At 31.6% G+C, this 14,678-nt stretch carries 8 protein-coding genes; 5 read left to right on the forward strand and 3 right to left on the reverse strand.

Going from position 1 to position 14,678, the window contains the following annotated elements:
- Window positions 1-146: 146 nt before the first annotated feature.
- The 3 genes from ACVC5O_RS13975 to ACVC5O_RS13985 form a co-directional block, all read right to left on the reverse strand.
- Window positions 147-1,751 (reverse strand): hypothetical protein, encoded by a 1,605-nt coding sequence (locus ACVC5O_RS13975; RefSeq protein ID WP_452222107.1) that lies wholly within the window; start codon window positions 1,749-1,751, stop codon window positions 147-149.
- 108 nt (window positions 1,752-1,859) lie between these two features.
- Window positions 1,860-6,344 (reverse strand): hypothetical protein, encoded by a 4,485-nt coding sequence (locus ACVC5O_RS13980; RefSeq protein WP_452222108.1) that lies wholly within the window; start codon window positions 6,342-6,344, stop codon window positions 1,860-1,862.
- Window positions 6,345-6,353: 9 nt separating this feature from the next.
- Window positions 6,354-7,025, reverse strand: a complete 672-nt coding sequence (locus ACVC5O_RS13985) for a hypothetical protein (protein ID WP_452222109.1) — start codon at window positions 7,023-7,025, stop codon at window positions 6,354-6,356.
- Window positions 7,026-7,189: 164 nt separating this feature from the next.
- On the opposite strand from ACVC5O_RS13985, the gene ACVC5O_RS13990 reads away from it, so the two are divergent.
- Genes ACVC5O_RS13990 through ACVC5O_RS14010 form a run of 5 tightly spaced genes read left to right on the forward strand, consistent with a single transcriptional unit; the run spans window position 7,190 to window position 14,672 of the window.
- Window positions 7,190-8,101 carry a helix-turn-helix transcriptional regulator gene (locus ACVC5O_RS13990; RefSeq protein ID WP_452222110.1) on the forward strand — a complete coding sequence of 304 codons (912 nt, stop codon included), beginning with the start codon at window positions 7,190-7,192 and terminating at the stop codon, window positions 8,099-8,101.
- 11 nt (window positions 8,102-8,112) lie between these two features.
- Window positions 8,113-9,564: a DUF3375 family protein gene (locus ACVC5O_RS13995; protein ID WP_452222111.1), complete on the forward strand. Its 1,452-nt coding sequence runs from the start codon at window positions 8,113-8,115 to the stop codon at window positions 9,562-9,564.
- 41 nt (window positions 9,565-9,605) lie between these two features.
- Entirely contained in the window at window positions 9,606-10,142 is a 537-nt protein-coding gene (locus ACVC5O_RS14000; RefSeq protein ID WP_452222112.1) for a DUF4194 domain-containing protein, read from the forward strand.
- Entirely contained in the window at window positions 10,132-13,530 is a 3,399-nt protein-coding gene (locus ACVC5O_RS14005) for an ATP-binding protein (protein ID WP_452222113.1), read from the forward strand. The genes ACVC5O_RS14000 and ACVC5O_RS14005 overlap by 11 nt, the downstream gene beginning before the upstream one ends.
- Complete coding sequence (locus ACVC5O_RS14010) at window positions 13,527-14,672, forward strand: Wadjet anti-phage system protein JetD domain-containing protein (protein ID WP_452222114.1); 1,146 nt, start codon at window positions 13,527-13,529, stop codon at window positions 14,670-14,672. Before ACVC5O_RS14005 ends, ACVC5O_RS14010 begins: the two co-directional genes overlap by 4 nt.
- Window positions 14,673-14,678: the final 6 nt, after the last annotated feature.

The raw sequence follows: 14,678 nt of genomic DNA on the forward strand, positions 1-14,678 counted from the left end.
AAAAAGCAACTAACTGAAATTTAATTAGTTGCTACTTTTTATAGTGCACTCAACGAAACAAAGTTCGTTTTTAGATGAGGATATTAACCTAATCATCTCTAAAACAATCCATATTCATCAGTAAACAAAGTACCTTTTAGCTAAAGTTATTGAATAATAAATTTAGAAGGTCTAGAGAGGTCTTCAACGATTTGTAGGACCTCATTTATATCTTTAGGAATTAAGTCAATATCAATTTTGAGAGCGATAGTTTGAGCAAACAATACTTTATCAAATGTCGCCTTCTTTTTAATGAATAATATCTTTTTAATGTTTGATAGAAAATCCTTGGAAGGATCAAAATCTGAAACTAAAATGTCAGTCCCTTCAGGATATAGGTAGTTAAGAATATCAACTGAATACGCTAAATCAAATAGGTCTTCAAACGTTCCGTTTTCAATGAATACCATCCTGTATTTATCCTGTTGGTCATTTATAACTCTATTAATATCTTCTCTCTCTTTGATAGCGTCAGTATCTAAAAAGCAGACTATTTTTCGCTTAGGATATTTACTCCGAAAATTGAAGAAGTCGTCTTTCAGTTTTTGCTTGGATTTAGCATTATAGACTTGTATATCGCTGTGAGATAATACGAATCGTTTTCTGAAAGCTATAATTGGAATAGCAATTTCTTCACTTTCGCCTTCAACTAAAATGATAATTTTAGGATTATTAACTCTATTGAGATTAGGTATAAAGTTTCCAAATCTATCAGCCATAGATTTTTTGTAATCATCGATAAACTCATCAAAATACACTAACCCAATTTTTTCAGCTAAAGTTGTATTCTCTAATAATAACTTATATTGAAGTAGTTCTTCTGGTAAAGTAATAGTTTGTTTTTTGCCACAACAAGGACAAATCATATCATCATTCAACTCATCTTTTCCGGAATGTGCTTTAGCTCGAATATCTTCTAGTTCTTTAGTAAAATTTTTAAGCTCAGGATGTGCAGAAAAACCTTTTAAACCGTGTTTTTTGAAAACTTCGTGATCTATTTGGAAATATGAATAATGAAGAGCTTCGCTCATACCAATTTTTGGCATTTCTACTTCTGCAATGGTTGTAAAACCTACACTTAATTCCTTATGCTCCCTATTTACTTTTTCTACATATCGTCTATAAAAAAGAGTTAGTTCCTGCAATGGTGGAAAATTCATTAATCGAAAAAGAAGCTCTAATTTCTTTTTGTTATTTAATGGTAGAATTGCATCACTGAATCTTTTTTCTAGGTGTCCGTCAAGATTCATTTTTTTTAGTCCTAAATCTTTAACAAGCTTGGAAAAATTGTCCTCTATGTCGCGATCATCAAGTTTAGCCAATTTCATAAGATGCTTTACTTCATTATCCTCAAAATGAGCTTCTGTAAGTTTACAGATTGTAAGGGTATATGGTGTTGCTTCTATTGTCCAATTAAACTTATAGTCAATTGCTGGTAGATATTTTTCATAAAGAATTTCCAGAGTTGCCTTCCACATATTTTTAAATATGGAAAACTTATCTGAAGCGATTAAAACTTCATCTGCATTTTGATTTTCCTTTTCTACTCCTGTATTTACATTAACAACTAATCTTATGATATTGTTTAAAATTGTATCGTGACCAAAAACAGCTATTCTATTCAAGGAACCTTGTATGATACCCATATAGGCTTGTTCAACTATTTTCCTCCAATCGACGTCTTTATTTTCTGTTTTTATTTCTTTGTTCATTTTAATTAATCTATTATATTTTAGTAAGTAATAGTTGCTCGCTATACTATGGATTGTAAATGACATCTTCTTTACAAATCAGCCAGAATAAACTTTTATAATTATCTACTAATATGAATCAACATCTTTAAGAATTTGACGAGCAGATGAATCGCGATAGTTCTCATTGCTAAGCATATCATCAAATGTGTCCATCGCTTTCTCTAAAATGAGACTTGTTTTATCATATTCTCTAATAGAGTTGTATGAATTAATTATTACTCTCAATGGTTCATTACGCAATCCTCTTTGCGTAATATCCGGCCCGTAATGGTTTTTATAGGTACTGGCTAATAGTATACAATCATTGAAATATTCATTTGAGCATTTTAATAAATAATCATAAAAAGGATGTTCTCTCCATTTACCTACAGGTGCTTTGACATATTCAAATAAAAAACTCCTTAATTGGATAAACTGTTTCGATTTTAGGTGGAAAAACGACCTGTTATATATTTCTCCTATCTCTTTAGTATTGAAATCAAGAAAACGCATTACGAGTATGAGTGCTTGGTCAATTTTATGCTCATTCTGGATAAACTCAAAAGCAGTTTTAATAATGCTATTTGGTTCGTTATTTTTTAAGAATAGTTCTAAAAGATTGCTTGCACCTTTATAATCGTTACAATAACCTACTGTGATAAGTTTTCCTATTTCTTTATTTGCATCTTTTACTGTGAGAGCTTTTTCAAAAAATGGGATGAGACGTTCAAATTTATAATGTACTAAGTACTGCAAAGGATTTATAGATGTTTTAAGAAGACTAGAATCATAGTCATCGGAAAGCTTTAAGAATAAGTTTAAAATACGCTCTTTACCGTGTTGTAAAAGATATTGCATTTTATAAATAGCAGCTGTTCTTGTTGATGGTTTAGAGTTTCCTATCAAAACTTCTAATGACTCACTTATAAATTCAAAAGTTTTTTTTGAAAAACTATAATCTACAAGACTACTTGCAGCTGCGCCTCTCACAGAATTGATTCCTGCAGATAGTGCATCACTTGGGTTTTCTCGTCCTTCATCCCCATTAATGAGATGTTCTTTTAAAAAGTCTAGTACTTCTGGATATACTTTTTTGTTTTCTGTAAAGTATCTAGTTAACCAAATAAGATAGAGTGTATTCTCTTTTTCAAAGTGCCTTTGTTGAATTGTTCTTACAAATAAATCTTTAAGAATGTCAACGTCTACCTTTCCTTCTTTTAAACCTTCAAGAGCTTTAACAACATACGTATTTGATATTTCCTTATCCTCTATAATCTGATTTATAAAAGTTATAAAATCGTGAGGGTTTTGAGAAACTACTTCGACAAATTTTCTTCCGTGTTCGTATTCTGAAGGTTGCTTCCAGCTATCAAATTTTTTATTAGAATAGGTATATGTTTTAAAACTATTTTTCCAATCTTCAAGCGTAAATTTGTCGTATTGAGGTTTACCTAGTGGATCTCTGTTTACAAATACGACTGTTCCTTCAGGTTCTTTATTTTCGATCTTTCCAAATTTCCTAAAAAGCTCCAAATATTCTTTATTTAGGTTTGCAGGTATTTTTCCGTTTTCCTTAATAGACGCCAATAATTCATATTTACCAATGCCGAAGTACCTATTTTTCCGTTTGGAACCATCATCATTTGTAAAAACTCGAAGCTCAATACTTTTTCTGAAATTTGAAATTAAACTGTTCTCTATATTTTGTCTTTCTTTCGCTTTAAGCGAATGGTACATTTTACCGAAAACATCTAACATCATATAGTTGAGATATTGATTAATACTATACAACATCTCTAACTTGTTTACATCTGAGAAAAAAGCATAAGCCTCACTAACAAATTGGCTGGGGTACTTGAATACGATGCTAAAGCCGATGATAATGTCTGTAATGTTTTTAGAATCTAAAAACTCTCGCACTTCATCTCTAACGAATTTTTCATCTGTTTTAAATCTGTCCTCAAGATATTTCTGAAACCTGTCTAGCTGTGCGTAGTGATCATACAAGTCGATATTTTTTCTATCATACAATAAAAACGCAGCATCTTGATGTAATATCGTCTCACTTTCAAACCTCCTATTATCTATTATTTTCTTAAGGATAGATTTTATGAGACTATATGCTGTTTCAGGATGCTTTTCCCATAATTTCTCATAAATCTGACTTCCTAAATTTTTAGAATAAAAATAATCTTTATCGTCATTTACATCAGTTCCTTTGGCAATATTAATGTGGTTTAATAATTGAGCTGAAACCCATTGAGGGAAATGTTCAGTAGTATTTTCTAAGACTCTATAAAACCAGTATTCCTTTGAAAAATCTTTTTTTCTGGAGAAAACAGTTTCAGCTAGGTTAATAGCAAGTTCACTTTTTACTTCGTTTACTTGCCATAAGTAATCTAAAATGAGTTCATCCTTGATATGTGAATCTTTTAAAGTCTTATAATACTCTAAAAGTCTTTCTCTGTTCTCTGCTAGAGTAAACCGTCTAAAAGCACTAGTTATTTGACCTTGGAGTGCTTCATTATTATCTTCTATATCTTTTCTAAAAACATCTCTCTCAATATAGAAGGATAGCCATCCTTGTCCCATAAGAGATGAATTGAAAGCACTTTTTAATTCATCGTCTTTGAAAATAATATGCTCAACTGTATTTTGTTCTAAAACAGACGGTATCTCTTGAAAAGCAATTTGTTGAATAATGAGTAACTTAATATGAAAGCGAACTTTGCTATGTGATAATGTTTTGTTTATATCATCAATATATTCTGTATGTGATACGCTACTCTTATAATTTAAAACTTGCTTTATTTTAGACCTTATAAATAAACCTTGATGTCTCTTCAAAATATCAGATAAGAAATCTTTATCGTGACCAACAAAATTTCTAGCGTAAGCATAGTCAAAGAATGATTGATGAAAAAATTCAATGCTATTATTATCTACAAGTATACCTTCAGATTTTAGAAATTTTATCTGGTTAAAATATTTGTCTTCAAATAATCTTTCGTCTAAGCTTATCTCTTGCAACTCATACATCTTAGAAGCTACTTTGAAAATAAATTCAGAACGTTTTTTTTGTTCTTTAGCATTAGATTTTAGACTTTTTGTCTCTAATATTTTCTGTTGCCATAATTGCGAGTACAAGTCTTGAAGACTTTTAATTTCATCTATTTTAAGGGTCTTACTGTATACTTTCAAAAAGACATCAAGATGAAGAGGAACTGCTATTAAGTCTAAGAAAGATTCTGTAAATTGATGTAGATTTCGAACATCAGATTTTTTGAGTAAATCCATTAACACATCTCTACTGAGTGCTCTTATTACAAAGCTCTTCTTTCCTTTGTAGTTAGATATTATAGGGTCATAATTAAGATCATAGATACGTGTAGACAGTACAATTTTTACTTTAGGATGATTAGAAAATCGCCTGATGAGACCATCGTAAAATTTAAGCGGTTTTAAATCTGAAGATAGTGCTTGCGATAGCGCGTCAATCTGATCTATAAGCAAAACACCTCTTTTATCTGTGTCAATGATTTTATCAAATAGTTTATCAAAACTTACATCTAGATCATATTCCGTTTCAAATTCTTTTATAGATTCAAAAATTAGTCTATCTGCTTTAAGTGAAATAACTGGAATAGTTTCTGATATCAGTTTACTATAAAGTTGGGATAAAATTACAGATTTACCCATTCCCGCATTTCCAGCAACAACCGCTATGTTGGAATCATTCTCTTTCGGTGTTTGTTGAATCCATTTTAAAATATCATTAGTTTCATTACGAGTTACTTGTAAAGTATGATTATTACCAAAAAAGAATTTTACTCGAGTGATATCTTCAGAAATAAGTTTTGTTTTTTGAACAGCTGTTTCTTTTGTTATTATTGGCTCCTCAACAAAAGTGCTCAGTTTTTTTAATACGGATTTTTCTTCATCTCCAATTAGCGATGGTATTGAGAAAAATCGATTTCTCAAATAAGGGTTAACTCGTATCACAGGATCGAGATCTACAGGTGTTATAGGTGTTACATTTAAGGCATTCAATAATACCCATAATTGTTTTTCTGCATTATTCTTATCTAAATTCTTAAAGGATTTTGTAGAAGTAATCCTGGCAATGATAGAAGAAACATTTTTGGAAGACCATTTTTTATTAAAACTTGCTAAAAGAAGCTTTGTAGGTTGTGTAAAGTCTTTAGAGACTACAAAATAATATGTAAAATCTTCTACATCATATACTAATGAAGATGCTTTTTTACCTGAAACTTGAGTTTCTAAAATGTGATACAATAAAAACTTGATGATTTCACTCAAGACTAAATCAATAGTAAGGTTTGAACTGTATTTTTTACATTGAATAACGCCCTTTATTGTTCCTCTAAAAAACAGCATAGCATCGGCGCCTTTCTCTGCGACTCCAGAAGAAAGTTCTACATTATCGTACTGTCCTTTATAAAGACCTCTATCTATTTGGTCCTTAAAATAATGATACACTACTTGCTCAAACTCTCTAGGATCGAGCTTGTTAAAATCTAATGCGCGGTTTGCATATATATCTTGTTTCATATAATACGTCTATTTAAAATGGATGCCATCCTCTATTAGCCATCTATTTATATCTTCTTTATCTATTCTTGTTTTATCTGCTGAGCATTCCGAACCTTTTTCATAAAATAAGTTTGCGACAGCTTTATGGTTTCCTAATGCTGTAAACCTATGTTCAATTAGCTTTTTAATCTCAAATAGCGGAATGCTACGCATTTTGACTTTTCTGGCAAGTGCCAATAGTTTAAAGTCATCATATCCAAAAGTATCTATTGCTTCGTACCAAAAATCTATGCAACGCTTAGATTGTAACGCCTTTTCTATATCAACAGGTGTTCTTGCATTCTTTGCTCTATGAAAAACTTCGGTGAACAGATAACAATTACATTCTGAAACAAATACTATTTGTGCGTTTTCATCTGCTTCGTGTTGTTCTTTAAAATGCCTTACTATAGACTGTGTGTTTAACTGGCTTTGGTTCCAATGTAAATTATTTGCTGGAGACCTATGTTTAACGTTGAAATAGGTAGTTTGCCTCTCGTGTACAATTTTAATGTCATCGATTATATTCACTTCATCTGTAAACGCTTCAGGAAAAATAATTCTGTTAGTCTCAAAAAAGCTGTATGCAATCTGTAATGCCAAAAACCAATTTTGATACCGTATGCCTGTCGTAGTGGCACTACCTCCAGGATAGGGCATTACAAATTAGGGTTTATAAAGATGAATACATTTAGCATTTCTTTTGAAACATCATAGTTTCTCACAAAATAACAATATTATCTCGCCAAAGTATGTCGTTTAATTATTATTTTTAGAACGACATACTTTGGCGAAGTACATTTATATATTTGAAACATAAACAGATGGCAAATTATAAACTATTGAAACGATTGTCTTGCATAATGCATTTGCTGACTCATAAACGTGGGATTTCAAAGACAGAAATGCTTGAAAGGTTATTTATGGATTTTGATATAGACACTACTTCCAGAACGTTAGAAAGGGATTTGAAAAATCTCAAGGATGATTTCGGGATTGAGGTAAACTACATTCGTTCTATCCGTGGATATCTTATAGAAGAAAATGATGAGTATGTAAATCGTTTCTTAAAGTTTACCGAGTTTTCTTCGTTAGCAGAAATGTATGAAGAAGGTTTTAAAGATTACAAATCCTTTAATAAATATGTGCTTACCGATGACAGTTCAGAATTTACTGGGCTGCACAATATGACACGAATTCTAAAGGGAATTACGCTTTCGCGAAAGCTGAAATTTACAAAAGAAAATTATTCAGAAGAAACTATAAAGACCTATACAGTCTCTCCATTACGTTTAAAGGAATATTTGAATAGATGGTATTTAATCGCCGTTCCTAATGATATTGATGAGATTAGAAGTTTTGGTTTAGATAGAATGACAGATTTGAAGCTTTTAGATGAAAGGGCAGAAATAAAAGATAGTTTTGAAGTACAAATAAAACAATATGATGATGTTGTAGGCTTAAACTTCAACGAAACAAAGCGTGTAGAAAAGATAATTTTGCACGTCGATGACAAGCAGTTAAAGTATCTAAAAAGCCTACCACTTCACAAGTCTCAAGTTTGTATAGTTGGTCAAAACAATGCGCCATCCAAAGCGATTTATAGGCTCAAACCTAATTATGAATTTGAAACTCAAATATTGAAAATGGGAACTGCCGTAGAAGTGATTGAGCCATTATGGCTACGGGAGAAGATTAAAGAAACCTTATCTAAAACCATCGAGCGATATAGCTAAAATATAATCAAATGGAAGTACAGAATTATATCAATATTATAAAAGAATCGCCCAGTCTGGAATTGCTTGAAACAAAACATCGAGGATTGACTATTCCTTTTTTGGTTCACGCATTTATGCGCAATGAAAAAACACACTCACAAAAAATACTTGAGAGCATTCTTATAGATTATTTACAATACATAAATTACATCGAAGATTCTGAAGATAGCATTATTAATACTGAATCCTTGGAAATAAAAGCCAGAAGAAAGATAGCAGAATGGAGAATTGCAGGTTTCCTCTATCAGAACATAACAGAAGAAGGTACAATTTATGAACTCTCACAATACAGTCTGCGCACCTTGGACTGGATAGCAGACCAAAAAAGAACAGAATTTGTTGGTACCGAATCTAAGTTTAAAAGTGTCTACGATAAGATTAAAGATTTATTAGAATACACTGATGAAGATATACTTAAAAGGAAACAAATTCTTGAAAAACGTAAATTAGAAATCCAGCATCAAATAGATAAACTCGAAGCTGGTGAAGCTGTTCCTGTTTATGATAAAACTCAAATTACAGAACGTTTCCAGGATGTACTAAGAACTGCAAAAGACTTGTTAATTGATTTTAATGAAGTAGAATATAATTTCAAAAAAATATCAAAGGATGTTTCTTCAAAATATGCGACAAATGAGATGCTTAAAAAGGAAGCACTTGACTTAACCTTTACAGCGCTTAATGAATTAGAAAACAGCAACCAAGGAAAGAGTTTTTATGCCTTCTGGAAATTTCTGATAGATACTGATTATCAAGAGGACTGGACTAAACTTATTGATGAACTCTATTCAAGACTCGAAAAAAATGAAATCTCGCATCAGGATACATTCCTTAAAAATTTAAAGCGTAATCTCAACCAAGCTGCACTTAAAGTTACGGATGCAAATTCTAAAATGGCATCAAAAGTTGCTAAAATTATTAAAGATACTGGTATCAATCAAAAGATGACTCAGCAGCTCATTTTTGATATAAAGAAGATTCTTGTAGAAATAAGTAAGCAAAGTAAAGAACCTGAAATAGGTATTGAAATAGAATCAAAGACGCATTTTATTCTACCCTTGGAGCCTAAGCTTAATTACACCTTGAAAGATGAAGTAATATTCACAAAAAAGCCTGAAAGAGCTGTAGATGTTCCAATTGAGGCAAAAAGTCTAAAAAAGTTATTTGAACATTCTGGAGTAGATTTATTTGCTATTAGAAACCGCATTGAAACCGCTTTAGAAGAAAAAGGACAAACAACATTAGAAGAAATCATTCAAAAAAATGGCGGAATAACCGAAGGACTTTCAGAATTATTCGGCTATATAGGTGAGCTTAGAAAATTTAAGCACCAATATAATGTTGAAAAAGAGGTTATTGTGGCTTTTGATAAAGATGAAGGTAAGAGTATTAAAATCCCAGAAATAATATTAGTAAAATGATAGAAACAAACAACGGTATAAAAAACTATTCAAAAGCTGTGGTGGCTTTGCTCAAGGGTATTGTAGAATCCAGTAACAAAACGATATGGGAAGACATACTCTTTTTAGAAGACGATATAAGAGCTTACATTAAAATTATGGGCTTAGAGTTAGTTATTAAAAAAGAAGATGGCTACGCTTTTTTAAAACAAATAGACTTAGATGGAGAAGGCCAAACGATAGGTCTTGTAAGTAGACGCAGATTGAGTTTTGGAACGTCGGTCATTTTAGTGATTTTAAGACAAATTTTAGATGAATTTGAAAAAGATATCGACTCTTATGACACTATCGAAAAGTTTATTTCTGAAGAAGAACTTAAATCTGAAATTGAAGATTTTCTACCCAAGGGATATGACCTTGTTGGTTTCTATAAGAACTTAGAAAACAACATTGGTAGAATCGAAGAATTAGGCTTTTTAAAAAAGAAGGTATCTGATAATGGGGAAACATTTTATATAATCCATAAGGTGATAAAAGAGAAAATAAATATTGATACGCTTTTACAATTTAAACAGAATTTAGAAAACTATGGAGTATAGATTATTCTCTACAAATACGGACACTGCTGGATATCGTCTCGATTATATGGAAGTTTATAATTGGGGAACTTTTAATGAAAAAGTCTGGCACATAAACCCAGAAGGACATACCACTTTACTTACCGGAGGTAATGGTTCTGGTAAGACTACTTTCATTGATGCGTTACTGACGCTTATCGTACCTTTTAAAAAAGATAGATTTTACAATCAGTCCTCTGGCGAAGAGCAAAAAGGTGCTAGAAGCGAAGAAAGCTATGTATTAGGACATTATGGAAACAAGCAAGAAGAAGGTGATTTAAGTGCAACAAAACAAATGTTGAGGGATGAGACTGCTGTATCAATTTTATTGGCCAGTTTCAAAAATGAGAATGAAAAAGTTTGCACCATATTTCAATGCAGATGGTTTTCAAATGGGGATTTAAAAACACAGTTTGGATTGGCGCATAAACCCATTAAAATAGAGAATGATTTTTTCCCTTTTGATACAAAAAGAAAATGGAAAGAACGTTTATCAAATAAATACCCTGATTTAGGTCGCGGCAATCCCATTGAGTTCTTTAACGGACCTGGAGAATATGGAGAGAGAATTTCAAGATTATTCGGGATGCGTTCCATCAAAGCATTGTCATTATTCAATCAAGTCGTGGGAATAAAATATGTTGAAGATTTAAATCTCTTTTTCAGAAAATATCTGCTGGAAGACAAAGATTCCTTAGCAAAAAGTGAGTATCAAACATTAGCAAATAGCTTTAATGACCTGACTTCGGCAAGAAATGATATTGAGAAAGCAGAAGAGCAAATGGAGCGCTTAAGCCCGATTAATACTCAAGCGGAAAAACTTGAAGAGAACACAATCAAACTACAAGAGCTTATACAATCCCGTGCAACTTCTGTGTATTGGTTTGCAAACAGAGAAAAGGAGTTATGCGAAGATGAACAGAATAGACTAAAAATACTGATTGATAATTATGATACAAAGATTGATTCTGTAAAAAAAGAAATAGATGCACAAAAAGACAAAGAGGCAGAACTCAAGGTAGATTATAATAATATTGAGCCAGCAAGACAGATTAAGGCCTTAGAGTCTGAAATAGATACTCTTAAGGGACAACGACAAGAAAGGGTCAAAAATAATGAAGAATATAACCATTTGGCAAAAGACTTGGATTTTAAAGAAAATCCAACTGAAAAATTGTTTACAACGCAACGTACAACTGCGGCTGATAAGATGAAGAACTGTGATTTATTGGAGAAAGAAATAAGTAAGAAAATTGGTCAAAACACAAGTGATAGTGACAAATTAAGAGAGGAAATTGAACAAACAAAAGAAAATATCGCCAACCTTCGTAAAAACAACAACAATATACCAAGAAATGTATCTCGTATTAGGGAAGATATCATCAAAGCTGTAGGTGCAACCAAAAAAGAAATCCCGTTTATTGGAGAATTAATCACAGTTAATGAAGCTCATTTAGATTGGGAAAAAGGGATAGAAAAGCTCTTGCACAGTTTTGCTTTAAGAATTATAGTTCCGGAAAGATATTATAGAGAAGTAAACAAGTATGTAAACAAAACAAATCTCAGAGGTAAGATTTTCTATCAAAGATACAAGGAGACTGACACTTTATTGGATGTTTTATCTGCGGATAATCCAAAAGGTGTTTTTCAAAAAATAGATTTTAAAATGGACTCTGTTTACGTGAGTTGGTTAAAAGAACAGATATATGAGAAATTTAATTTTTATTGCGCAGATGATTTGCAAGACTTTGACAATTCAAAAAGAGCACTCACAAAAGAGGGACTCATAAAATTTGGAGGTGGACGCCATCAAAAAGATGATAGTAGAAATTCAACAGACCGCTCAAATTATGTTTTGGGATGGGACAATTCTGCAAAAATTGGCTTATTACGAGAACAACTCAGATTGCTAAGTAAATCAGAGACTGATATTCTGGAATACATTGGACAGTTAGAAACGCAGTATGAAAATAATAAAACACAAAGAGATAACTTTTTTACCTTTTCAACAATATACCAAAATTTTGATGGTATCAATTGGCAGAAGTATGCTGAAAATATTCAGGCCAAAACTAATAAAATTGAGGAAATTGCAAATTCTAACGATACGCTCAAAACATTAAAATCCCAATTAGAAAGAATCAAGAAAACCATTGATGAAAAAGAAGATGCCTTGGATGAAATCAAAGAAGAAAAAGGTACTGCCAAACGCGATAAAATAAGTGCAGAAAGAAGAGATACTGAGAATGGTAAAATTCTTAGAACTTTTGAAAACATAAACATTGATACTTCTCAGTTTGAAAAACTGCATCCACAAATTTTAGATGCTACTTACAATACTATTCAAAAGTTTCAAAGCGAAATTCAAAAGGAAGTCAACGAGACTATTAGCAAATTGGAATCATCCAAGAATGACTTAGAAAAAGACATTAGAGGTCTAATGCAAGACTTTATTTTACCTGGAGTCGAAGTAGAATCAAAATTCCCATCTTGGCGAGCTGATACGAATGGGCTCAAAGTAAAAATAGAGCTTGTTAATGCTTACATCGAAAGATATAAGGATTTAAAAGATGAAAATCTTCCTCAATTTAAAACTGAATTTGATAGCTTACTTAAGCAGACCATTTTTCAAAACGTTGAAAAATTTAAAGCATTTTTCAATACTTGGAAGGAAGAAATCGAAAGTACTATTGAGTCCTTGAATAAAGCCTTAGAAGGAATAGTCTTCAAAACAATTCCAAGTGAGACCTACCTTCAGCTAAAAGCTGATTATAAGACTACAAAATCTATTGATGAGTTCAAGTTATTACTGAGAAATGCTACACCAAATTTTAGAGAACACGACACATTGGAAAGGAAGAAAAAACACTTTGATGAAAATATAAATCCTCTTGTTGAAAGATTGAACGATGAGACTTGGAGAAGTGGTGTTATGGATGTGAGGAAATGGTTTGAATATAAGACAACTGAATATTACAAATCCTCAAATAAGCAAACCAATACCGTGACAAGTATGGCAGGACTCTCAGGTGGTGAGAAAGCTTCTTTAACCTATACGGTTTTAGGGTCTGCCATTGCCTATCAGTTTGGATTAACTTCAAATAACTATAATAATAATTCATTTAGGTTTATTGCTATTGACGAGGCATTTAAGGGTCAAGACCCAGACCACGCAGAGTTTTTAATGAAATTGTGCAAGCAATTAAAACTTCAACTGCTTGTGGTTACACCAAGTGATAAAATGAAAATTGTGCAGCCCTATATATCCTATATTCATCTTATTGAAAAACAAAAGGAGCGTGACTCAGTAATTCGTAATATGCCAATTTACACTTATCAGGAACTTGAAAAGAACAGCAAAAACTTATGATTAGTCCTTCTGAAATAAAGAAAAAAGCAGAGCGAAATTTCAAAAGGTATCTTTCCAGCTTAATTGAAGAAATCAATTTTTTTCCACTAGAGATTTCTGGAAATAAAAGACCTAATAAAAACATTGCTGTATTTCAAAAAGAGATAACAGCATTAGTAAATGGCTCTAAAGAAAAAAAAGGATATGGATATACGGTTGAATATAAAAGAGTAAATACTCGCGTTAGTGCTACTCAAGATTTACCTCAAAAAATATACTTTGACACTTCTCAGGACTATCTGAAATTTATAACTAAAGAAAAAGAAGTTACCCAATTCAAGATTGATTCTTCTATGTTACTCAATGAATTTCCCGAGTTGAGAAACTTTGTAATCAATAAACCATTAAGGATTGTCAAAAAAGCTGGTAATTGGAAAGGTATAATTAAGGTATTAAACTATTTCGTAGCAAATCCAAAGCCTAACCTATATATTCGTGAACTACCTATTAAAATTCACACCAAATTTATTGAAAGAAATAAAGGAATTCTAAGAGAACTTTTAGATTTAATACTTAGCTACGAAGCTATTAATGACAAAGAAAAGTTTGAACTTCGTTTTGGTTTGAAATTGGCAGAACCTATGATTAGATTCAAGGTTCTCGATAAGAGTTTGGCTGATGAGCACTTTGCAGGCTTAGACGACTTAGCATTGCCACTCAATCTATTCAGGAACCTAAATCTCAAATTATCAAGAGTGGTAATTCTTGAAAATAAAGTTTCAATGTACAATGCTTTAACAATACCGAACAGAACAAACACTATTGCCATTTTCGGTAAAGGATACTCAGTTTCTAACATAAAAAATATAGATTGGTTGAAAGAAACCAGCATTATTTATTGGGGAGATTTTGACGCTCACGGTTTTGATATTTTATCTCAGATTAGAGAATTCTATGATAATGTACAAAGCATTCTTATGGATAGAGAGACATTTGAAAAATTCTATGAAGGAGAAAGAGGAAAGTACTTGAGCAAAGAAGAACTACCTAACTTACTTAAAGAAGAACAGTATTTATATAAATATATTCGGGATAATAACTTGAGGCTGGAGCAAGAAAAAATTCCAAGAGATTATTTCATTGAAGCTTTCAACAAACTTTAAGTTTCC

This window comes from Lacinutrix salivirga (assembly GCF_053604675.1).

Coding starts and splice junctions, on each gene's coding strand:
- ACVC5O_RS13995 (WP_452222111.1), top strand. CDS start 8,113: ATGGAAGTACAGAATTATATCAATATTATAAAAGAATCGCCCAGTCTG.
- ACVC5O_RS13985 (WP_452222109.1), bottom strand. CDS start 7,025: ATGCCCTATCCTGGAGGTAGTGCCACTACGACAGGCATACGGTATCAA.
- ACVC5O_RS14010 (WP_452222114.1), top strand. CDS start 13,527: ATGATTAGTCCTTCTGAAATAAAGAAAAAAGCAGAGCGAAATTTCAAA.
- ACVC5O_RS13980 (WP_452222108.1), bottom strand. CDS start 6,344: ATGAAACAAGATATATATGCAAACCGCGCATTAGATTTTAACAAGCTC.
- ACVC5O_RS13975 (WP_452222107.1), bottom strand. CDS start 1,751: ATGAACAAAGAAATAAAAACAGAAAATAAAGACGTCGATTGGAGGAAA.
- ACVC5O_RS13990 (WP_452222110.1), top strand. CDS start 7,190: ATGGCAAATTATAAACTATTGAAACGATTGTCTTGCATAATGCATTTG.
- ACVC5O_RS14005 (WP_452222113.1), top strand. CDS start 10,132: ATGGAGTATAGATTATTCTCTACAAATACGGACACTGCTGGATATCGT.